A 21569-nucleotide genomic window follows, 5' to 3' on the forward strand; every position below is an offset into this window, starting at 1 on the left:
TCCTTTGAATAGCGGATTAACAGAGGAAAATGCGGCGCGCATTAGAACACATGGCGAGTTGCCATCACTCGCACGACGCGTGACCTACCTCACAGAACCGGCCGCTCATCCTGAACTTCTGACCACCGGTTGCTGTCGCGCGAACCTTACACAAGGCATCCACAATTGAGAAGCTGCACGGCTAAACGCCTGATAGAAAAGGTTTAGGGTAAACATCCCGTGCAATAGCGGAGAGTTGCTGCCGCGGCCACGACGTGCTGTCAGTGAGGCGCAATAGAAAGCGCTCCAGAGGAGCGCTTATCCAGGCTCAGTTTGGCGCTAACAATGAGCGAAAGCGCGAGTCACTGCGCGTCGGCTCCAGGGTGTAAAGCTGTTCCTTTTTGTCGACCCAGGTGTACAGCTTGTACTCCTTGTCACTGTCACCGCAGTGCTTGCCCAAACCATAAACCGTTAAATGACTGGGGGTATTACCGTAGGTGAAAAACATCGAGCAGGTGCGGTTGCGACCTTTGTCGCGCCAGGTGTAGTGGTGTACCGCTTGCTGCCCGATGTACAGGGCATCGCCGTCAACCGTCAGGTTGCCGCGATCGAGGCGGTCAAAAAGGAAGTTTATCGCCTCGATCTCAAAACCATCATGGTTGAAATCGGCGAGGTTGCCTGCAAGCGTGATGGCTGGATTCAACGTGGGCATATCAGGTCTCTCCATATGAAATAGCTGCCAATTGGCAGGCCTATCTCAGCGCCCTGCCACCTTGCGCTACAGCAGGAAATACTTCCGCAGCGATCTGAAGGCCTGCGTGATGGGCAGTATTTCCCGCTGAACAGCTGCCGATGACGCGGGCACCTTGCCAGCTCCACTACCCTCTGGAGCTTGATCATGTTGATACGCAACCTGTCCTTCCTGCTGATCCTGGCCAGCAGTTTGAGCCATGCCATGAGTACAGAAAACCTGCCTGAAACCACCCTCAAAGCCTATGGCCAGTCCCTCGCGGCCGGGGCCGGCAGCAGCCAATGGCAACAGCTTTGGCAACGCACCCGAGCCGCCGGTTATTTCAACCAGGACGGTGCGCAAGCACGCTTCACGCTGCCCATGAAACTGATCCCCGAACTGGTCAGCACAACCCTGAGCGACGCCCACAGTGTAAAACCGGACAACGCTTCACAGGCGCTATACCGCCGCGATTTTGCGCCCCGCGTGGTCGGCACTGAAGGTCCGCGGGCGCTGACGGCAATCTGCCTGAAGGTGGACTGGCGCAGCCTGCCCGAACACACGCAGGCAACCGATAGTGCTCAGATGGGCAGTGTCAGCCTGCTGCTGGTGCAGCCCTGCCAGTAATCATTGCCCCTGCAATAAGCGCCATAACTGCCCAGCCTTGCGGCTGGGCAGTGTGCTGTTCAGCACATTGCCTGAGCCAGCAGCTCGGCTTCCTGGCGCCGCCGGCTGGTGTAGCGGTCACCAAAGTTCAGCAGGTTGTTATGGGCGGCGTTCCAGTCATGGGCCACCACCTGTTTCCAGAAGTTCGGCGTGCGCGAGGCAAGATCACCGTACTGAAAGGCCACTGAGGCGATAACAGTCTGCATCTGCGCCGGTAACTGGGCAAAATCGCCACCTCCGGACTTGGCATAACTGGCCGCCAAGCGATTGATAAAGGGCTCCTTGTAGGCTTCATCAATCTGCTCGGCTTCTGCCGCAGTGATGCTCAGCGGCTGTGTAGCCAGCTGCGTCACGGCCGCCTGCCCAGTCAGGCCAAGGTAGGGACGTAAACGCTCAAGCAAGGTATCAGGCAGGTCCAGCGCCTGCAGATCAGCCAGCTTGCGCTGCCCAAGGTCAAACCCCGTTGCAATGGTCACGCCGCTGCGGCTATTGCCGGCATCGGGTACATAACCCTTGGTCGCCGGCCCACCTTCCAGGTTGGCGATAAAGCTGAAGTAAATCGAGTAGTGAGACATGTGCAATCCTCCGAATATGGGGATTGGCAGTCGATCACCGGCAGCACATGCATATCAGCTTGAAGCATTTCCACGCGCATTCAGGGGGGTATATTTCCTGCTGAAAAAACATGCCGTCCTATTCCTAGCATCCTTGGCAGTCCACGAGACAACAAGGAGGACCCCATGGACGAGAATGACCTGCAACAGGTCGACATCAAGCTACTGCCCCACTCACTGCAGGAACTGATCGAGTGTATCGGTCTGGAAAGCGCATACCGATTGACCTGCGCATTCGGCGGCCGTCCCAAATACATTCCCAAATACCCTGCCCGCTCCTCGCTAGCCCTGCTCCTGCCGCCACAAGCGCTGGACGCTCTGATCGAGCGTTATGCAGGAATCGCTATCGAGATCCCCAAAGCCGACCACTTCTGTCGACAGATACGCAACCTACAGATCGTCCAGCAAAGCTCGGATGGTCTGTCGCGCAGCGCCCTGGCTGACAAGTACGGCCTGAGCCTGCGACAGATCGGCAACATCCGCCGCCAAGAGCATGAAACTCATAGGTAAGTAGTTCCTGCTGAACCTCAATTACGAGGCTCCATAGCCTGAGACTGCGCATTTCGCGCATACGATAAGGAGATTGACTATGTCCCAGATTGATACCGGCCTGATCGGTTCCGTCATCAACGCATTGCCACTCGATCGCATGATTTCAGGGCCATTGCAGGCCATGATCACGGCTCAGGTGCAGGCGAGCAAAGCCTATGCCGACTTCCTGATGGCGGTGTGCATCAAAGACGGCAAAGCGGTGTCCGTGCAGTTCGACTACGACGAAACCCTGGTTGACGAAAACGGCGTTTACAAGGGCACCGTCACCAAGAAGATGCGCATCCCGCTGCTGGCCGCCATCAGCCATCCCAACATCACCATCGAAGAAGGCTCCATCGACTTCGAGTTGACCATCAGCCAGCAGGCTGAGGACACCAGCGAAACAGCTGGCGAAGGCAGCTTCGAGGCCAAGCTCGGCTGGGGGCCGTTCAGTGTCTCGGTCAAGGGCTCGGTCAGCCACAAGTCGACCCAGACGCGTAAAACCGACACCCGCGCGCGCTACGCCATCAGCACCAAGATTGCCCGTCAGGACCCACCTGAAGCGCTGATGCGGGTGATCGACTTCCTCACTGACGCAGCAACCAAGCCGGTGTTGATGCCCAGCGAGAAGGCCACGCTTGCAACTGATCCATTGCCCACTGACGCCATCTTGGAATCGCCGAAACCAGCCGCCGCTGATGACGCTACAGCCAAGAAGTAAGCGCAATTCTGACCCCGCTTCGGCGGGGTCTTCCTTAGATCAGTAAGCGAGGAGTCCACCCATGGCACTGTTTTCCAGCAAGAAAGAACCGATGAGCGCCAGTGATTTGAGCCATATCACCCGCGGCCTGCATCAAGCGGCAGCGGCGACCCACAACCTGGTCGCCCAGCAGTACATCAAGTTGTTTGACCAGTTTTTTGACTACAACCCGGACGATCTTGGTACGCCCATGAAGGCGAAAATGGTGGAAGTTAGCCTGGATGAACAACACACCATGAACATCCCGCTGATCGCCCTGGTCGCACCGCGCGGTCTGGGGCTGGAAAGCATGAAGGTCGATCTCTCGGTCAAGATGCACGGCACCGAGCTCGAAAAAGCCAGCCACGCCCTGGAAAACGGCGAACTGCAAAGCGAGCGGTTCTTTGTCACCTTCGGCCGTGAAAAACGCCAGGGGCAGGAACGCGACCCGGATGAAATCACCATCAGCATGGAGTTCAAGGCCTGTGAGCCACCGGAGGCGGTGCATCGGCTGATCGAGGAGTACACCAACCTGATCAGCCCGATTCGCCTGGCAAAACCCACGCCAGCCGTGATTGAAGGCGAACCGACAGCACCCCAACCTGCCACGCCCTGATCATGCACAGCGTGGCGATAAGCCTGGTGTATAGCTTCAGCGCGATAGCCTGGTTGCTGTTCTGGCGTCGTAGCCTCGCGATGCCAGCCCTGCTGCAGCGCTATCCACTGTTACTGGCCCCCTGGCTGGGCGGCGCACTTGTGCAGTTGATCGGCGCGGCGCTGGTGCTGCATCCAGATACGTCAGCTGGCAAGGAATTCGAAGCGGTGCTGTTCGATGTACTGCATGCCCGCGCCGACCTCGTGCTATCCGCGTCGGCCAGCATCCTGGTGGTCGCCACTGTGGTCTACGGTATGCAACAGCAATCGCCACCACCGCAGACGTTTATCCGCTTGATGTCTTATGCCATGGTGGCGCTATTGGGATTTATGCTGCCGATTATCTGGATACCACAGACGCAGACCGAATGGATGCGCCTGCTGCGGCATATACAGACGGCAGCATTCAACTGGGGCCTGCTGCTGGTCTGCGCCGGTTTGATAACCCTGCTCGAAGACCTGATGCGCGGTGAGAACAGCGCCGTAACCAGCGGCCACGGCACCGAACCCTTAGTCGGAGCCCAAGGTCATGTTGCGGTCGCCGCTGCTGGCGCTGATTCTCCAACGCTGACCCAAGGCGTAGAACACCCCCAAGCCGCCGAAGAACGCCATAAACACGCCGCCGGCTAATAGCACCCATAACTCACTGGTTGCACCAGGATCGGTAGCTGCGGCGTGGATCATCCACAACCCCATCAACGACAGGCACAAACCCACACTTACCCCCAATACGGTGCGCAGTCGGCCGCTGTGATGCCCTTGGTGCTTCTGAATCAGTTCCAGCAGCTCTTCGATATCCTCCGGCTGCACGCCGGTGTTCGCATCGTCGACCAGCTCCACTGCGCCAAAGACCAGACGCATGCGGATGGCTTTATCCAGCCATCCCCGCTCGCTGGTGTTAATAATTACCGACTTGCTCATGATAAAGCCCCTCGCTAGGTATGGAGTCTCAGCCTAGGGGGCGGTACTGAAGCAACTTCAGCAGGAGTCGTTTCCACGGCAAACGCCTAGCCTGCGGTTAGGCTTTACTAAGCAAGCAGTCAGTCTGAGTAACGGAGAGGCACATGAGCGAAGAGGAAAACAAACCGCTGACGCTATGGGAGATGCTGCAAAGCGTGCTGAGCGCAGCGCTCGGTGTGCAAAGCGCGAAGAACCGTAGCCGCGATTTCTCACGCGGCAAGCCCAGCCACTTCATCATTCTCGGTGTGTTGTTCACCGCTGTCTTTGTGCTGGTGATCTTCGGCATCGTCAAGCTGGTGCTGCACCTGGCAGGCGTCTGAGTTACTGCAACAATGGGTTGATGGAGAAGCCGTAGTCCTTGATCTGTGGGTGGTATACGGCGCTGAACTGGCGAAAATCCAAACCGTAGCCAGGTACCTTAAGGCGCTTTTTCAGGTGCGCAGCCTGTTTGGCATCCAGCAGGCTGAACAGCTGATCAACCCGGTCCTTACCGCCGCGCTCAGCAAAATCCAGCCCGGCATGGTAGTCATGCAGCATCACCATGGCCCAGCCGCCCAGGGTGAAATGCCCACCGACCAGTACGTCAATTTTGCCGTCGATACGGGCCTGCAGCACCTCATCCGAATTGTTCAGCGCCGACAGGTAAATATCCTTGCCAGGCTGTCTACCCAACTCCTGCGCGGCCTGCATCACGCCGAAGGCCATTTCATCATTGGCCGACCACACCAGCTGCACGTGGGGATGGCGCGGCAGCATCAGCTGCGCCTGTTCATAGGCGCGCTGGCGCTTCCACTCGCCTTGCAACGTATGCTGTAGCTTGATCTCCGGGTGCTCGCGCAAGGCGCGGTGCAGGCCGTCTTCGCGCAGGCTGGAGGATGGTGTGTAACGCACTCCGGCAAAGGCCAGCAGGCTGCCGGGTTTGCCCTCCAGCTTGGCGATCAGGGCCTTGGCCATCCAGTAACCGGCTTGCTCATCATTGGGAATCAGGCTGCCAATCCAGTTGCGGTACTGCTCACGCGAGGCGCCAATGCGCTGTTGCTGCTCAGGTGTAAGGGTGCTGTGCAGGGAAAACAGCTTGATCGGGCTATCGGCAAACAGCCTGAGCAATTCCGGCGCGATATACATTTCGTTGACGAATACTAGGTAGTCCGGCTGCTTGTCGCGAGCTAACACGCTACGGGCTTTTTCCAACAGCTGCGGCGGGTTGCGTTCGCCGTAGATGATCTGCAACTGCATGCCCAGATCATTGGCCGCCGCCTGCATAAAATCACTGTAACCCACCCAGAATGGCTCATCGGAAAAGCCCGGATTGAGGAAAACCACCGACGCACGCGAGTTTTCTGCGACAGCCTGGGTTACCAAGCCAAACGCCAGCAAGCAGACTGCGCCAATAACGCTTAAAACAGACCTGAGCACGCCATGCCTCCTGAAAGGGACGCGGAGTATATCGGTAAAGCCATAGCCATTAGCCATCTAGCCGCCAAGCGTGGCCTGGCAGCCAAGACGGCGCACAGCACAATCGCTACAATCGCCAGCCAATCCCGCCCTCTCACACCGGTGTTCTATGTCGCCTCTGGAAATCATCGCTTCAGCCCTGGGTGTCTGGGCCGTCTGGCTGACCGTGCGGCAAAACCGCTGGTGCTGGCCGCTGGGGTTGCTGATGGTGCTGATGTACGCCTGGATCTTCTATGACGGCAAGCTGTACTCGAACATGCTGCTACAAGGCGTTTACGCCGTGCTGCAAGGCTACGGCTGGTGGCAATGGACGCGCGGCGGCAGCAGCCATAGCGGAGTACAGGTCAGTAGGCTTAGCCAGCAAGGCATATTGATCAGCTTAGCAACAGGTGCAGTCGGCGCACTGGTGCTCGGTTATCTGATGGCTACGTTCACCGACGCTGCCGCGCCTTGGCAGGATGCGGCGCTAAGCGCCTTCAGCCTGGTTGCCCAGGTCTGGATGGCGCAGAAACGCGTTGAATGCTGGCCGCTGTGGATCGTCCTCGACCTGCTGTTTGTTGCGCTGTTTGTGCAGCAGGGGCTGTACCCAACGGCGGCGCTCTATGGGCTGTTTACCCTGCTGGCGGTCAACGGCTGGCTGACCTGGCGCCGCGATCGTGCCTTGGTCAACGCATGAAGGCTCAAGCATGAAAGTACTGGTGCTCACCGGGCCGGAGTCCAGCGGCAAAAGCTGGTTGGCCGGGCATATCCAGGCGAACTTTGGTGGGCTGCTGGTTGGCGAGTACGTGCGGCACTTTATCGAGCGTGAGCAGCGCGACACCTGCTACGCCGATATCAGCGCCATCGCCCAGGGCCAATTGGCCTGGGAAGACCAGGCCAGGGCGGCGCGCCCCGAGTTGCTGATCCTCGATACTCACTTGTTGAGCAATCTGCTCTGGAGCCGCGAATTGTTTGGTGATTGTCCTGCCTGGATCGAGCAAGCCTTGCTCGCACGCGATTACCACCTGCACCTGTTACTCGACCCGGTCGATGTACCCTGGGTCGACGATGGCCAGCGCTGCCAGCCAGAGCTGGCCCAGCGCCTGGCGTTCTACCAGCAGTGCGAGCACTGGTTGCGGCTACATCAACAGCCGCTGCAGTGTATTCAGGGCGGCTGGGCGCAGCGCCGTGAGCAGACCCTGACGGCAGTGGCGCACTGGCTCAACTCAACGCAGCAGCACACTGGCCCAGGCCAGTAGCAGGCTCAGGCAGACGATAATCGTCAACGGCCGGCGCAGGCTGGGATACCACTGCGGCGCCAGGCCCAGTTTCACCGCGCGCACGTCGGCGGCATACAAGCCACCAAACGCCAGCAAACACAGAGGCAAGGCCAGGCTGATTGGCATGCCGCCACTGATCGCCAGCCACCCCAACAATGGCGGCACTACAGATAGCCCCAGCTGTATCTGCGCCGACTCACCAGCATTTTCCGCGCGCATGGCCAGTCCCCAATGAATCGCCCCCATAAAGGCCAGGATCACCGCGGCATAGTCCAGCAGGGCCGCCAGAACCACCACTCGCCAGCCCTCTGGCGTCACCCAAATGCCCAATGCCCCGGTGACAAACGGCACCAGCCCGGCATAACCCAGCAACATCGCCAATTTAGGCGGCTGCGGCGCGTCAAAAGGATGCATGCACTCACTCCTGTGGATTATTTCGTCATAAACCGCACTGTATAGCCATCTTCAGACCAAAAAGAAGGCTATTTCCTGGGTTTCGTAGTAATGGCTGCTTGCCATCGACTGCGCCAATAGGCATAAATCCAGCAAATAAAAAACGCCACAAGGAAGTATCCATGCGCATTCTCCGTCGGGCCCTGTATGGCCTTGTTTTGTTGCTGGTGGTCGGGTTGGTGGTCGCCCTGTATTTCATCGCCAACCCCAACTTGCCGGTCTACCAACAGCCTGACAAGCTGCACTACCTTGATCAGTGGTCAGCAGCAGAACGCCAGACTTACTACTACACCCCCCAGGGTACTCAGGTTAAAGGCCTGCGTTATGAATGGTTCAGCGCTCTGGAGCTGCCATTCAGCAGTAGCAAGTTCGCCACACCCGACTATCTTGCGCGCTTTGGCTTCCTCGTCGACCCCGCCCAACAACCTACGCAGCTGAATCCCGGCAACCTGCCGGTCGGTTTTGCTCGGCATGCCGATACCGAGACTGGCGATAACTTTCTGGATATCAGCTGCGCCGCCTGCCACACCGGCGAATTGCGCTACAAGGGCCAGGCTGTGCGCATCGACGGCGGCGCAGCGCTGCATTCGCTGGCGTCCACCGTACCCACCGTGCGCGGCGGCAGCTTTGGCCAGGCGCTCGGCATGAGCATGGCCTTCACCTATTACAACCCGCTGAAATTCAGCCGCTTCGCCAAACAGGTGCTAGGTGATGAATACAGCAGTCAAAAAGCGCAACTGCGCCGCGACTTCAAGGTGGTGCTCGACCGCCTGCTAGGTACCGCTTTCAATGACTGGCACCGCGGCCTTTACCCAACTGAGGAAGGCTTTGGTCGTACCGATGCTTTTGGCCGTATTGCCAACAGCGTGTTCGGTGATGCCATCGATCCGAGCAACTACCGCGTTGCCAATGCGCCGGTGAGCTACCCGCAGGTCTGGGATATCTGGAAATTCGACTGGGTGCAGTGGAACGGCTCAGCCATGCAGCCTATGGCCCGCAACGTCGGCGAAGCCCTGGGCGTCGGCGCTACCTTGCGTTTGCTCAATACCGAGGGCCATCCGGTTGCCGAAGCCGAGCGCTATGCCTCCAGCGTGCGCCTGCGCGACCTGTTCACCCTGGAAGAAACCCTCAAACAACTGCAACCGCCCACCTGGCCGGAAGAGGTGTTCGGCAAGGTCGACCTGCCGCTGGCCAGCCGTGGCCGCGCGCTGTTTACCGAGAACTGCGCCTACTGCCACGCCCCCGACCCGAAAAAGCCTGAGGATAGCTTTGCCCCCTCGCGTAACCCCGAATGGCGCATGCGCGTGATCCCAACCTCGATCGTCGGCACCGACCCGACCACAGCGGACAATATCGCCGACCACCGTTTCGATATCAGCAAACTGGGCTGGACCAAGGCCGAGCTGAGCAAGCTGGATGTGCGCCTGTTTGGCGCCACGCTGGACGATATCGACATGCGCAGTATCTCCAGCGCCAAGGCCCTGGCCTATGTCACCGCCTATGTGGAAAACCGCGCCTATCAGGATGCCGGCATTTCCGCGCGTGAACGCTGGCGCATGGACGGTTTCGGCCTGCCGATTGGCGTGCAGGAAAAACGCGGCTACAAGGCGCGCCCGCTGGATGGCATCTGGGCCACGCCGCCGTTCCTGCACAACGGCTCGGTGCCGACGCTGTTCCAACTGCTCTCTCCCGTCTCGGAGCGGCAAACCCAGTTCTGGGTGGGCAACTTCGAGTTCAACCCCAAACAGATTGGCTACAACAGTGAAAAATTCACCGGCGGCTTCCACTTCGATACCCAGGTCACCGGCAACAGCAACCGTGGCCATGAGTTCCGTGCGGGTTGCCGTGAGGACGGCGTAATCGGCCGCGCCCTGCAACCGGAAGAACGCTGGGCGCTGATCGAGTACCTCAAGGTCTTGGGCAACCCGGCTCTGGAGCAACAGCTACAGCCTGTTGCCGCCAAGGAGTGGACGCCCGGCCCGTCTTGCCAGAACTGAAACACACAGCGCCTGTAATCGCACACTGAGAATAATTAAAAGGAATTGACCGCATGTTTAAACGACTCTGGCTCTGGCTTGGCCGCGTACTGGGCAAGTTGCTGGTGCTCTTACTGGCCATTGGTATTGGCGGCTGGGCCATCGGCGCGGCCTACTGCGGCTGGAAATTCTCCGGCCCGGTTTCCACTGAAGAACAGATCCCGGCCGATGAAGCTGCGTTGACCCAGGGCATCATCGAAGATGCCATCCGTGTGGTCGAGCAGCACCGCGACAATACCCGCGTACTGCGCGATGCCCACGCCAAGGCGCATGGCTGCATGAAGGCGGAAGTCACCGTCAGTGCCGATATCGACAGCAGCCTGCAACGCGGCGTACTCAGCGAACCAGGCAAGACCTGGCAGGCCTGGATGCGCCTGTCCAACGGCAATGCCTACCCGCAGTTCGACCGAGCTCGCGATGCACGCGGCATGGCGATCAAGCTGCTGGATGTACCCGGTGAAAAACTAACGCAAAGTCCGCAGCACGCCAGCGAGCAGGATTTTGTGATGTTCAATCACCCGGCCTTTTTCGTGCGCGATGTAGCCGAGTACAAAAGCAATTTCGCCGCCCAGGCTGACGGCCAAAAGGTATTGGCTTTCTTCCCCAGCTGGAACCCCAGCACCTGGGAAATCCGCCACCTGATCATCGCCCTGAAAACGCTGTCCTCTGCCCCGGAAACACCGGTGGCGACCACCTACAACTCCATCGCACCCTTCAAACTGGGCGAGCACAACATCAAGTACCGGGTCATTCCTCAACCGCAAGCCTGCCCGGACTATCAGCTGCCTGCACAGAACCAGGATCTGCCGAATTTCCTGCGCAATGCGCTGTACCAGCAGCTGTCGCTGGACCGCGTACCGGCCTGCTTTGCCCTGCAAGTGCAGCGGCAAAACGCCGAGTACTACATGCCCATCGAAGACCCTAGCGTTGAGTGGAGCGAAGCCATCTCGCCGTTTGAAACCGTCGCCACCATCAAGGTGCCGGCGCAGGATTTTGATAGCCGCGAGCAGAACCTGTTCTGCGACAACCTGTCGTTCAATCCCTGGCATGCGCTGCCCGAGCATCGTCCGATTGGCGGTATCAACCGCCTGCGCAAGGCGGTCTATGAGGCCGTGAGCATCTATAGGTTGGAGCGAAATCAGCCATAAAACTGTATCCAATTCTCTGTGCTACTCGGTTAACCGCCATTGAACTGGTAATATTCGACCCTTGCTAAACACGCTGTTTGCCGCGTACCACCTGAGAGAAAGACCGTGGAATTGTTCAAAGAGTTTATGTTCGAGGCCGCGCACCGCCTGCCTCACGTCCCCGAAGGGCACAAATGCGGGCGCCTGCACGGCCACTCCTTCAAGGTCGCGGTGTATATCGAAGGTGAGGTTGACCCCTACACCGGTTGGATTCGCGACTTCTCCGAGATCAAGGCGATCTTCAAGCCGCTCTACGAGCAACTCGACCACAACTACCTGAACGATATTCCTGGCCTGGAAAATCCCACCAGTGAAGTGCTGGCCAAGTGGATCTGGCAGCAACTCAAGCCGCTGCTGCCAGAGCTCTCGCGTATCCGTATCCACGAAACCTGCACCAGTGGCTGCGAATACCGCGGCGACTGATCACACCTCCCCTGGTGCCTGTCGAAGTGCCAGGCAACCGCCCCCTGCACCTCACCGCTCACCATTGGACTGGCGAATCAATTGTGCTGAGCGCAATAACAACGGCTGAGGAAAAATCCACTGAAAGATTTCATAATTTTGAAATCGGTTTGAAAAACAGCAGGCGAACTTGTTATTGCCCGAACGCTGCTTTAGGGTGCCGGGGCACTTTACCTGGATGGGTAAAGCTTCTTATGGATAAGCGAAAAGGAATCACAACATGTTGAAGAAAATTGCTCTGGCTGCCGGCCTGGTTACCCTGCTCAGCGGTTGCGCCACTGGTCTGTCGCCAGTCAGCGTTGGCCTGATCACCGACGTCAAAGGCCCGATCACTGCCACTACCGCTTCCGGCAACAAAACCGGCACTGCTTGCGCCACCACCATCATTGGTCTGATCAACAAAGGCGACGCATCCATTGCTGCCGCCAAGGCCAATGGCAACATCGGCACCATCGCTACCGCTGATTACCACACCAAAGGCTTCTACCCGTTCTTCGGCGAAACCTGCGTGAACGTAACCGGTAACTAAGTTGCCCTACTGCCCCCAAACCTTATTTGGGGGCAGTACAGAAAACCCGCTCGTCTAGAGGCCGTAGCCTGCCAAGGCTGACAAGAACTGCGCCTCGTCAATCACCCGCACACCCAGCTCACTGGCTTTTGCCAGCTTCGAGCCCGCCCCCGGTCCTGCCACCACGCAGCTGGTTTTCGCCGAGACTGAACCGGCGACCTTGGCCCCCAGGCTTTCCAGCTTTTCCTTGGCCAGATCACGGCTCATCACTTCCAGCGTGCCGGTCAGCACCCAGGTCTGCCCAGCCAGCGGCAAGCCTTCGATCACTTTCTTCTCGCTCTGCCAGTGCATGCCGAAGGCCCGCAACTGTGCTTCGATGGCGCGTGCCCGCTCGGCATTGACCGGTACATCAAAAAACTCGCGCACCGCCTTGGCTTGCTTCTCGGGCAAGGTCTGGCGCATATCCAGCCAGTCAGCCGCCAGTACAGCCTCAAGGCTGCCAAACCTATCTGCCAGCTTCTGCGCACCACCGGGACCGACGGAGGGGATATTCAGCTTATCGAGCATCCCGGCCAGGGTGGTGCTGGCACTGAATTCTGCACTTAGCTCGCCTTGTTCCTGCAGCTGCAAGCCACATTCATTGCTGGCCAGCAAGGCCGCAATCACCTGCTGGTTATGGCTGTCAGCAAAGAAGCTGTGGATCTCATGGGCCACTTCCAGACCGATATCCGGCAGGTAGGTCAGCACTTCCGGCAAGGCCTGCTGCACGCGCTCCAGAGAGGCCAGCGCACGGGCCAGCACCTTGGCAGTTTCCTCACCCACATCGGGTATACCAAGGGCGTAGATAAAGCGCGCCAGGCTCGGTTGCTTGCTGTCGGCAATGGCCTGCAGCAGTTTGTTGCTGGACACCTCGGCAAAGCCTTCCAGGTTGATGATCTGCTCATACTTGAGCTGATACAGATCGGCCGGTGAGGCGATCAGCTGCTCATCAACCAACTGCTCGATGGTTTTGTCACCCAGGCCTTCGATATCCATGGCGCGGCGCGAGACAAAGTGAATAATCGCTTGCTTGAGCTGCGCGCCACAGGCCAAGCGGCCGACGCAGCGGTACACCGAGCCTTCGCTGAAGGTTTCCTTACCCTTGCTGCGCTTGACCAGCTGGGTGCGCTCGACGTGCGAACCACACACCGGGCAGCTTTCAGGGATCTGCACAGGCCTGGCATCCACTGGGCGCCGCTCAGGCACTACCTGCACCACCTGCGGAATCACATCGCCGGCGCGACGGATAATCACCGTATCGCCGATCATCACCCCCAGGCGCGCCACCTCATCCATATTGTGCAACGTCGCGTTGGATACCGTGACACCCGCCACCTTGACCGGTTTTAAGCGCGCGACCGGGGTAACCGCGCCAGTACGGCCAACCTGAAACTCCACGTCCAGCAGCTCGGTCAGCTCTTCCAGCGCCGGGAACTTGTGGGCAATCGCCCAGCGCGGCTCACGGGCGCGAAAGCCCAGCTCACGCTGATAGGCCAGGCTGTTGACCTTGAACACCACGCCGTCGATTTCATAAGCCAGCGACTCACGACGCTCACCGATGCTGCGGTAGTAGGCCAGGCATTCATCGGCACCTTTGGCTAGTTTCAACTCACGGCTGATCGGCATGCCCCATTGCTTCAGCGCCTCAAGGATACCGATATGGGTCTGTGGCAGCTCGCCTTGCACCTGGCCGATGCCGTAGCAGCAGAACTCCAGCGGACGGCTGGCGGTGATCTTCGAGTCCAGCTGACGCAGGCTGCCGGCAGCGGCATTGCGCGGATTGGCAAACGTCTTGCCGCCTTGCTCCAGCTGCCGCGCATTCAGCGCCTCGAAACCGGCCTTGGAGATAAAGACTTCGCCACGCACCTCCAGCACAGGCGGCCAGCCCTCGCCCTGCAGCTTTAACGGCACATTGCGAATGGTGCGCACGTTGACGCTGATGTCCTCGCCCGTGCTGCCATCACCACGCGTCGCGCCACGCACCAACAGGCCGTCGCGATACAACAGACTGACGGCCAGGCCATCAAGCTTGGGCTCGCAGCTGTACTCAACCTCGGCGCCACCACCAAACAGATCACCCGCCGGCAGGTCCAGCCCCTCACGCACCCGGCGGTCGAAATCCAGCAGGTCGGTTTCTTCAAAAGCGTTGCCCAGACTAAGCATCGGCACTTCGTGCCTGACCTCACCAAAGGCAGAAAGCACCAGGCTGCCGACGCGCTGGGTCGGTGAGTCGGCCGTGACCAGCTCTGGGTGTTCGGCTTCCAGGGCTTTCAGCTCATGGAACAGGCGGTCATATTCGGCGTCAGGAATACTCGGCTCATCGAGTACGTGATAGCGATAGTTATGCCCATCCAGTTCGGCACGCAGTTGCAGAATGCGCTGGGCAGCAATCGAGGCGTCGGTCATTGCGGTGTGCTCTCAAACGAAAAGAGCAGCCTTGGCTGCTCTTGGTATTTCATCGATTAAATCAGCGCTTATTAGTCAGTTGCTTGCGCTCGTATTCGACGATGCGTTGGCGGTAGTGCTCGATAGTTTGCGCGGTCATCACACTGCGCTGGTCATCCTTCAACTCGCCACCCAGCTCATGGGCCAGTTTGCGTGCGGCGGCCACCATCACATCAAAAGCCTGCTTGGGATGACGCGGGCCCGGCAAACCGAGGAAGAAACTCACGGCGCGGGTGCTGAAACCTTCAATGTCGTCGAGGTCAAAGGTGCCAGGTTTCAACGCATTGGCCATGGAGAACAGCACTTCACCATTGCCCGCCATGCTTTCGTGGCGATGGAAAATATCCATCTCGCCAAAACGCAGGCCGCTTTCCAGAATATTCTGCAACAGCGCTGGGCCTTTGAAGCCTTCTTCATCGCGGGCGATGACATTGATCACCAGCACTTCTTCAACCGGTGGCAATTCCTTGCTGCTTTCCTTGGCCTGACTGGCGGGTTTGACCACGTCGTCATCGACCGGGTTAAGCAGCGTCGGTACAGGTTCTTCCAGGCCCAGATTAAGGTCGCCTTGTTGCGGCTCACCACTGCGGCGACGATTCAACTCACGCGCGCTTAGCGATGGCAGGTCTTCTTCATCAAAAGCCGGCTCGTTACTGCGATCAATAACCCGCGGCGGGCTGAGCAGATCAGGATCGCTGTCATCATCCGGCAGGTTGGCAAAACTGCGGTCAAGTTTGAACTTGAGTTTGCCCTTACCACCACGCATCCGCCGCCAGCCATCAAACAGGATGCCGGCAATCACAATAATGCCGATGACAATCAGCCACTCGCGCAGACCGAATTCCATGAAATACCTTAACCCCTAATAAAAATGTGATGAAAAAGGCCTTCCTGGGCCATTTTGCTAATTCTTTTCCGCGACGCCAAGCCTATGTTCTGCCAGGCCTTTCCCTGAGTTATAACGCCACGTCTAATAACAATGCGCATTAAGCTAGCACGACGAAAGATAACTTTACACCGCCCTGGCCATCATGATTCAACCAAGGCCAGCGCTTCCTCCACATCCACGGCCACCAATCGCGAACAACCGGGCTCGTGCATGGTTACGCCCATCAACTGATCAGCCATTTCCATGGCGATTTTATTGTGGGTGATATAGATAAATTGCACGGTTTCCGACATCTCTTTTACCAGCCGGGCATAGCGCCCGACGTTGGCGTCATCCAGCGGTGCATCCACTTCATCGAGCATGCAGAACGGCGCTGGATTGAGTTTGAAGATGGCAAATACCAGGGCCAGGGCAGTCAACGCCTTTTCCCCACCGGACAATAAATGAATGGTGCTGTTCTTCTTGCCAGGTGGGCGCGCCATGATGGTCACGCCGGTATCCAGCAGGTCCTCGCCGGTCAGTTCCAGATAAGCATTGCCACCACCAAAGACTTTCGGGAAGAGCGCCTGCAGGCCGCCGTTGATCTGATCGAAGGTTTCCTTGAAGCGGTTGCGGGTTTCCTTGTCGATCTTGCGAATGACGTTCTCCAGAGTATCCAGCGCCTCCACCAGGTCGGCGTTCTGCGCATCCAGGTAACGCTTACGTTCGGATTGCTGCTGGTATTCGTCGATGGCCGCCAGGTTAATCGGGCCCAGACGTTGAATCCGTGCAGCCAGGCGCTCCAGTTCTTCTTCCCAGGCTTTCTCGCTGGCTTCAGCTGGCAAAGTCGCCAGCACGCCATGCAGGTCGTAATTGTCTTCCAGCAACTGATCCTGCAACGCCTTGCGCCGCACGGTCAGCGATTGCCAATCCATGCGCTGCTGTTCCAACTGGCCACGCAACAACTGCGCCTGCTGCTCAGCCTGGGTCCGGCGTTTTTCCGCATCGCGCAGCTCGCGGTCGGCATCTTCCAAGGCCAGGCGCGCCAGTTTGAGTTCGTCTTCCACCGCCATGCGCTTGTCGAGCTGCTCTTCGAGCTTTATACGCAGCTCTTCCAGCGGTGCTTCGCCCTCCTCCAGATTGAGGTTGAGTTGCTCGCGCTTCTCATGCAGACGTTCGGCCTGCAGCTCTAGGCGCTCCAGAGCCTGGCGGGTGGAGTCATGCTGGGCTTTCAGCGAACCCAGGCGCACGGCCAGCTGGTGGGCATGATCCTTGTGCTGGCGGGCTTCCTGGCGCACGCGGTCGAGGCGTTCGCGCAGACTGTCGCGGCGGGCCAACAAGCCTTCGCGCTGCTCGTTGTCGGTCGCCATGGCATCCAGGGCGTCCTGCAGTTGCAGGCGTGACTCACCCAGTTGCTCGTGTTCGATTTCGCGTTGTTCGCCTAGCTCCAGCAGCTCGCTGTCCAGACGACTGCGACGCAGGATCAGTTGCTCGACCTTGGCCTGCCCGGCGGACAGCTGGGCTTTCAGCTCGCCGAGGTGACGCGCTTGATCCTGCGCCTGGCGGCGTTGCTGCTCGCGCTGTTCTTCCTGGGAACGCTGGTTTTCACGCAGATGGATCAAGCGCTCATCCAGCACGGCCAATGCGGCTTCGCGCTCATCACGCTCCAGGCTTAGCCGCTCGATCTCCTGACCACGGGCCAGCACACCGCTTTCCGCTTCACTGGCGCGGCGCACACGTAAAAAGTGCCGACCCACCCAGTAGCCATCACGGCTGATCAGGCTTTCGCCTTCGGCCAGACTCAAGCGTGCGGCCAGTGCTTCATCCAGACTCTGCACCGGCTTGACCTTGGCCAGCCAAGGCGCCAGATCGACGTTGGCTTCGACCTTATCCAGCAAACTACCCGCCACCCGCGCACCGCCCTTGCTCGGGCTGGCCAGGCGCAGATCGCCTTGAGTCAGGCCGGCAAAATCCAAGCCTTGGAAATCATCCAGCAGCACGGCCTGCAGATCGGCACCCAGCACGGTTTCCACCGCCAGTTCCCAGCCGGCCTCAACCCGCAGGCCCTCGGCCAGACGCGGACGTTCGCTCAGCTGCTGCTCGCGCAGCCAGTCGCCAGCACCTTTGCCGGGATCAAGCGCCGCTTGCTGCAAAGCCTCCAACGAGGCCAAACGACCATTCAGGCGCTGCAACTCACCTTGCGCCTGCTGCTGGGCCTGACCGCTGTGCTGCAGGTCATTGCGTAGTTGCTGCAGGCGTTCGGCCTGCTGTTGTTCTTCCAGCTGCAGGTCTTCCAGGCTGATTTCGCCAGCGGCAATCTGCTCGCTCAGCTCGATAATCGCCGCATCTTCCGGGTCAGCCGCCAGTTGCTGCAGCTCATCGGTAAGGCGCCGCTGACGCTCGGCCAGGCGCTCCAGGCTCTGCTCCAGCTGGGCGATGCGTGACTGCTGCACTTCGGCCTGACGCCGCGGCTCGGCGCTGCGCTGGTTAAAGCTGTCCCACTGTTCCTGCCAGCCGTGCATGGCTGTTTCGGATTCTTCCAACCCGGCGGCGGACTCTTCGGCCGCCGCGGCAGTCAGCTCCTGCTCAGGCTCAAGCATGGCCAGCTCTTCGCCCAGGGTCGCCAGCAGCGTGCGGTCGTGGCCAAGGTGCGATTCGGTTTCCAGACGCGCGCGTTCGGCTTCGTTGAGGTCATCCTGCAACTGGCGCAAACGCTGCTGGCCGTGCTGGATGCTCTGTTCGATACGCGCGATATCGCCGCCCACCGAGTAGAAACGGCCCTGCACCAGGTTGAAACGCTCGCTCAGCTCATGGTGGCCATCGCGCAGGCGTTCGATGCTGGCATCGGCATTGCGCTGCTCGGCAACCAGGGCTTCGAAGCTGACTTCCTGGTTGCTGATCACCGCCTCGCGGCTACCGACCTGCTCATTCAGCGCCTGCCAGCGCAGGGCGGTGAGCTGAGCCTTGAGCTGACGCTCTTCGGCCTTGTATTCCTGATATTTCTCCGCCGACTGGGCCTGACGGTGCAGGCGGTCGAGCTGGCGCTCCAGCTCTTCACGCAGGTCGGTCAGGCGCGCGAGGTTTTCATGGGTGCGGCGGATGCGGTTTTCAGTTTCACGGCGACGCTCCTTGTACTTGGAGATGCCGGCGGCTTCTTCGATAAAGTTGCGCAGGTCTTCCGGCTTGGCCTCGATCAGCTTGCTGATCATGCCCTGCTCGATAATCGAGTAGCTGCGCGGGCCCAGTCCGGTGCCGAGGAATATGTCGGTAATGTCGCGGCGCCGGCACTTGGTGCCGTTGAGGAAATAGGTGTTCTGGCTGTCGCGGGTGACCCGGCGGCGGATCGAGATTTCGTTGTAGCCGGCGTATTCACCGGTCAGGGTGCCGTCGGAGTTGTCGAAGATCAGCTCGATGGAGGCCTGGGTCACCGGTTTGCGGGTATTGGAGCCATTGAAGATGACGTCGGTCATCGACTCGCCACGCAGGTTCTTCGCCGAACTCTCGCCCATCACCCAACGCACAGCGTCGATGATGTTCGACTTGCCGCAGCCGTTCGGCCCGACCACCGCCGCCATATTACTGGGGAAGGTCACCGTGGTCGGGTCAACGAATGACTTGAAACCAGCCAGCTTGATGCACTTGAGCCGCATAGACAGCCTTCCTTAAGCGTCGGCCAGTGCGGCCAGCACCAGCTGGCAGTTGTGCTCACCGTAACCCAGCAATACCTCACGGATGGCCTGGTGGTCACGGGCAATGATCGCCTGCAGCAAGGCGGCAAAGGTATTGAGGAACTGGCTCATCTCGCCTTTGCGCCGCTCCAGCGCCAGGTGATAAGTGCGGCTGATGGCCGGCAGCAGGTTCTCCACGGTTTCCTGCAGATAGGGATTATTGGAGAACGGGAAGGCGGCACGCATGATGTCGAAACTGCTTTCGACGAAGCCGTTGATGTCTTCGCGTTGCAGGCTGTCCTGCAGGCGCTGTTGAATCACCAGGAACGGCCCGAGATCAGCTTCGACCTGCCAGCTATCCGCCACCGCCTTGCCCAGCAGGATGTACAGCTCCATCACCAGGGCGTACAGGCTCTTGACGTTATGCGGCGTCAGCTCCGCGACCTGGGCTCCGCGACGCGGCGGGATCACGATCAGGTGGCGGCGCTCAAGAATCAGCAGTGCTTCACGCACAGAACCCCGGCTGACATTCAGCGCCTGGGTGACTTTCTGTTCCTGAATTCGCTCACGCGCCTTCAACTCACCACGAATGATGCGTTCGGCAAGGTGATGGGCGATCTGCTCAGCGAGGCTATCCGGTGCCTTGAACGTCATGATGATCCTTAGGCTCTATCTGACCTATTGGAGGGGCTTAAAGCGGCTAAACCCGCGCCAGGCTTGGCCTGAGCGGTTGAACGCCGGCGCGAGTGTAACACAGGGTGTTACCGGGCCAAGGCCACCAGCGCTCTGCTTTCAAACCAAAAGGTGGGCTGCCAGGGGATGGGCAGCAACACAGATTGTCCTACAATCCAACCAACACCCTACTCCAACAATAATAAGTACGGAGCCACCATGTTCGAACGCCTGCCCTCCAACTGGATGCTTGTGATTAAAAGCATCGGCTACTGGTTCTGGTTGATCCCTGTATTAGGCATCCCATTGAGCTATTACTGGTCGTTAAATAGCCAATACGCCAACGCCTGGCCCTGGCTGGTGGTGCTGGTGGTGTTCGGCGTTATCCCGTTGCTGGATTTTATTGTTGGCCGCGACCCAGCCAACCCCGACGAGGCGGTGCAAGTGCCGCAAATGGAGCAACAGGGTTACTACCGCCTGCTCAGCCTAATCACCGTGCCGGCTTTGCTTAGCATGCTCGGCTGGTCCGGCTGGGTATTCGTCAACCATGAGGCCTGGAGCTGGATTGGTCAGCTCGGCTGGGTGCTATCGGTCGGCACGGTCACCGGCGCCATCGGCATTACCGTGGCCCATGAGTTTATCCACAAGGACCCACAGCTGGAGCAGAACGCAGGTGGCTTGTTGCTGGCAGCCGTGTGCTACGGCGGTTTCAAGATTGAGCATGTACGCGGTCACCATGTCCACGTATCAACTCAGGAAGACGCCAGTTCTTCGCGCTACGGCCAGAGCCTGTATGCCTTCCTGCCGCACGCCTATGTGCACAACTTCCTCAATGCCTGGAAGCTTGAAGCCGAACGCCTGAAGCGCAAGAGCCTGCCCACGCTGCACTGGCGCAATGAGCTGATTGGCTGGTACGCAATCAGTGCGCTGTTTCTGCTGGGCTTCAGCCTGGCCTTCGGCTGGCTCGGCGCGCTGTTCTTTGTCGCGCAGTCGGTGGTTGCCTTTACCCTGCTGGAAATCGTCAACTACGTGGAGCACTACGGCCTGCACCGGCGTAAGCTGGAGAACGGCCGCTACGAGCGCACCAATCCGACGCATTCATGGAACAGCAACTTCCTCCTGACCAACCTGTTTCTCTTCCATCTGCAGCGCCATTCCGATCACCACGCCTATGCCAAACGCCGCTACCAGGTGCTGCGCCATTTCGACGACAGCCCGCAATTGCCCAACGGCTATGCCGGGATGATCGTCCTGGCCCTGTTTCCGCCGCTGTGGCGCGCGGTGATGGACCCTCGGGTACGTGCTTATTACGCCGGTGAAGAACACCAACTGACTGATTCGCAGCTGACCCACTCTTAAGCGCAATCACCGCAAATAAAAAACGCCAAGGGCCCTCACCCTTGGCGTTTTTTATGGTTCATCGCGCTTTCCCGGGGAAGGCGGCCTTGATTTTCAGGAAGAAGTAGTCCGAGTCCCTGAAGCCATAGGCCATACGCTTGATCACCTTGATGCGGTTGTTCACCCCTTCCAGCAGGCTGGTATGCATGCGGAAGCGCGCACTGGCGAGGATTCCTCGGGCATAGCGTTTGAGGTTTCGGGCAAAGCGCTGCAGTGGTGGCAGATCACTGTCCCGCGCATGGCGCA

24 protein-coding genes are annotated in these 21569 nt (G+C 59.2%); 13 read left to right on the plus strand and 11 right to left on the minus strand.

Features of this window, described 5'->3' with window-relative positions:
- Positions 1–307 precede the first annotated feature (307 nt).
- Positions 308–691 carry a hypothetical protein gene (locus Q8M42_RS16660; protein WP_304863758.1) on the minus strand — a complete coding sequence of 128 codons (384 nt, stop codon included), beginning with the start codon at positions 689–691 and terminating at the stop codon, positions 308–310.
- A 186-nt stretch (positions 692–877) separates the two neighbouring features.
- On the opposite strand from Q8M42_RS16660, the gene Q8M42_RS16665 reads away from it, so the two are divergent.
- Positions 878–1336, plus strand: a complete 459-nt coding sequence (locus Q8M42_RS16665; RefSeq protein WP_304863761.1) for a hypothetical protein — start codon at positions 878–880, stop codon at positions 1334–1336.
- A gap of 59 nt (positions 1337–1395) precedes the next feature.
- On the opposite strand, the gene Q8M42_RS16670 is transcribed toward Q8M42_RS16665, so the two are convergent.
- The gene (locus Q8M42_RS16670; protein WP_304863764.1) at positions 1396–1950 is read right to left on the minus strand and encodes a pesticin C-terminus-like muramidase; all 555 of its coding nucleotides are present in this window, start codon (positions 1948–1950) and stop codon (positions 1396–1398) included.
- 165 nt (positions 1951–2115) lie between these two features.
- Between Q8M42_RS16670 and Q8M42_RS16675 the strand changes: the two genes are divergently transcribed.
- The 4 genes from Q8M42_RS16675 (at position 2116) to Q8M42_RS16690 (ending at position 4543) form a co-directional block, all read left to right on the plus strand.
- Positions 2116–2499, plus strand: coding sequence for a Mor transcription activator family protein (locus Q8M42_RS16675; RefSeq protein WP_160014328.1), 384 nt, complete (start codon positions 2116–2118; stop codon positions 2497–2499).
- A gap of 79 nt (positions 2500–2578) precedes the next feature.
- On the plus strand, positions 2579–3241 hold the full coding sequence (locus tag Q8M42_RS16680; RefSeq protein ID WP_304863769.1) for a DUF2589 domain-containing protein: 663 nt from the start codon (positions 2579–2581) through the stop codon (positions 3239–3241).
- Between the two features lie 61 nt (positions 3242–3302).
- A complete protein-coding gene (locus Q8M42_RS16685; protein ID WP_304863773.1) occupies positions 3303–3875 on the plus strand; it encodes a DUF2589 domain-containing protein in 573 nt (190 codons plus the stop codon).
- 2 nt (positions 3876–3877) lie between these two features.
- A complete protein-coding gene (locus tag Q8M42_RS16690; RefSeq protein ID WP_305284904.1) occupies positions 3878–4543 on the plus strand; it encodes a hypothetical protein in 666 nt (221 codons plus the stop codon).
- On the opposite strand, the gene Q8M42_RS16695 is transcribed toward Q8M42_RS16690, so the two are convergent.
- Positions 4424–4834, minus strand: coding sequence for a hypothetical protein (locus Q8M42_RS16695; protein WP_304863776.1), 411 nt, complete (start codon positions 4832–4834; stop codon positions 4424–4426). The two genes, Q8M42_RS16690 and Q8M42_RS16695, sit on opposite strands and share 120 nt — an antisense overlap.
- 143 nt (positions 4835–4977) lie before the next feature.
- On the opposite strand from Q8M42_RS16695, the gene Q8M42_RS16700 reads away from it, so the two are divergent.
- Positions 4978–5193, plus strand: a complete 216-nt coding sequence (locus Q8M42_RS16700) for a DUF2970 domain-containing protein (RefSeq protein WP_275962929.1) — start codon at positions 4978–4980, stop codon at positions 5191–5193.
- Between the two features lies 1 nt (position 5194).
- Here the strand turns inward: Q8M42_RS16700 and Q8M42_RS16705 are convergent, their stop codons facing one another.
- Positions 5195–6289, minus strand: coding sequence for an ABC transporter substrate-binding protein (locus Q8M42_RS16705; protein WP_304863780.1), 1095 nt, complete (start codon positions 6287–6289; stop codon positions 5195–5197).
- Positions 6290–6437: 148 nt separating this feature from the next.
- Between Q8M42_RS16705 and pnuC the strand changes: the two genes are divergently transcribed.
- Both pnuC and Q8M42_RS16715 read left to right on the plus strand, forming a co-directional pair.
- Positions 6438–7004, plus strand: coding sequence for a nicotinamide riboside transporter PnuC (gene pnuC / locus Q8M42_RS16710; RefSeq protein WP_304863781.1), 567 nt, complete (start codon positions 6438–6440; stop codon positions 7002–7004).
- A gap of 10 nt (positions 7005–7014) precedes the next feature.
- The gene (locus tag Q8M42_RS16715) at positions 7015–7566 is read left to right on the plus strand and encodes an AAA family ATPase (protein ID WP_304863783.1); all 552 of its coding nucleotides are present in this window, start codon (positions 7015–7017) and stop codon (positions 7564–7566) included.
- On the opposite strand, the gene Q8M42_RS16720 is transcribed toward Q8M42_RS16715, so the two are convergent.
- A complete protein-coding gene (locus Q8M42_RS16720) occupies positions 7534–8001 on the minus strand; it encodes a DUF3429 domain-containing protein (RefSeq protein ID WP_304863785.1) in 468 nt (155 codons plus the stop codon). The genes Q8M42_RS16715 and Q8M42_RS16720 overlap by 33 nt on opposite strands.
- Positions 8002–8026: 25 nt before the next feature.
- Positions 8027–8164: a hypothetical protein gene (locus Q8M42_RS16725; protein WP_304863786.1), complete on the minus strand. Its 138-nt coding sequence runs from the start codon at positions 8162–8164 to the stop codon at positions 8027–8029.
- Between Q8M42_RS16725 and Q8M42_RS16730 the strand changes: the two genes are divergently transcribed.
- The 4 genes from Q8M42_RS16730 (at position 8163) to Q8M42_RS16745 (ending at position 12254) form a co-directional block, all read left to right on the plus strand.
- Positions 8163–10037 carry a di-heme-cytochrome C peroxidase gene (locus tag Q8M42_RS16730; RefSeq protein WP_304863788.1) on the plus strand — a complete coding sequence of 625 codons (1875 nt, stop codon included), beginning with the start codon at positions 8163–8165 and terminating at the stop codon, positions 10035–10037. The genes Q8M42_RS16725 and Q8M42_RS16730 overlap by 2 nt on opposite strands.
- Before the next feature lie 53 nt (positions 10038–10090).
- On the plus strand, positions 10091–11224 hold the full coding sequence (locus Q8M42_RS16735; protein WP_304863790.1) for a catalase family protein: 1134 nt from the start codon (positions 10091–10093) through the stop codon (positions 11222–11224).
- A 105-nt stretch (positions 11225–11329) separates the two neighbouring features.
- Positions 11330–11686, plus strand: a complete 357-nt coding sequence (gene queD, locus Q8M42_RS16740) for a 6-carboxytetrahydropterin synthase QueD (RefSeq protein WP_090241991.1) — start codon at positions 11330–11332, stop codon at positions 11684–11686.
- Positions 11687–11945: 259 nt separating this feature from the next.
- Positions 11946–12254: a TRL-like family protein gene (locus Q8M42_RS16745; protein ID WP_304863794.1), complete on the plus strand. Its 309-nt coding sequence runs from the start codon at positions 11946–11948 to the stop codon at positions 12252–12254.
- Positions 12255–12308: 54 nt separating this feature from the next.
- On the opposite strand, the gene ligA is transcribed toward Q8M42_RS16745, so the two are convergent.
- From ligA to Q8M42_RS16765, 4 genes are all read right to left on the minus strand, one after another.
- Entirely contained in the window at positions 12309–14678 is a 2370-nt protein-coding gene (ligA, locus tag Q8M42_RS16750) for an NAD-dependent DNA ligase LigA (RefSeq protein WP_304863796.1), read from the minus strand.
- 61 nt (positions 14679–14739) lie between these two features.
- Positions 14740–15564, minus strand: coding sequence for a cell division protein ZipA (gene zipA, locus Q8M42_RS16755; RefSeq protein ID WP_275962920.1), 825 nt, complete (start codon positions 15562–15564; stop codon positions 14740–14742).
- 182 nt (positions 15565–15746) lie between these two features.
- Positions 15747–19235 (minus strand): chromosome segregation protein SMC, encoded by a 3489-nt coding sequence (gene smc, locus Q8M42_RS16760; protein ID WP_304863799.1) that lies wholly within the window; start codon positions 19233–19235, stop codon positions 15747–15749.
- 12 nt (positions 19236–19247) lie between these two features.
- On the minus strand, positions 19248–19907 hold the full coding sequence (locus Q8M42_RS16765; protein WP_304863801.1) for a GntR family transcriptional regulator: 660 nt from the start codon (positions 19905–19907) through the stop codon (positions 19248–19250).
- A gap of 237 nt (positions 19908–20144) precedes the next feature.
- On the opposite strand from Q8M42_RS16765, the gene Q8M42_RS16770 reads away from it, so the two are divergent.
- Positions 20145–21284 (plus strand): alkane 1-monooxygenase, encoded by a 1140-nt coding sequence (locus Q8M42_RS16770; RefSeq protein ID WP_304863803.1) that lies wholly within the window; start codon positions 20145–20147, stop codon positions 21282–21284.
- A gap of 58 nt (positions 21285–21342) precedes the next feature.
- Here Q8M42_RS16770 and Q8M42_RS16775 read toward each other — a convergent pair.
- A partial coding sequence (locus tag Q8M42_RS16775) for a transposase (RefSeq protein ID WP_305284917.1) occupies positions 21343–21569 on the minus strand: 227 nt, incomplete at its 5' end.

Source organism: Pseudomonas sp. (assembly GCF_030684895.1).
Lineage (GTDB): Bacteria > Pseudomonadota > Gammaproteobacteria > Pseudomonadales > Pseudomonadaceae > Aquipseudomonas.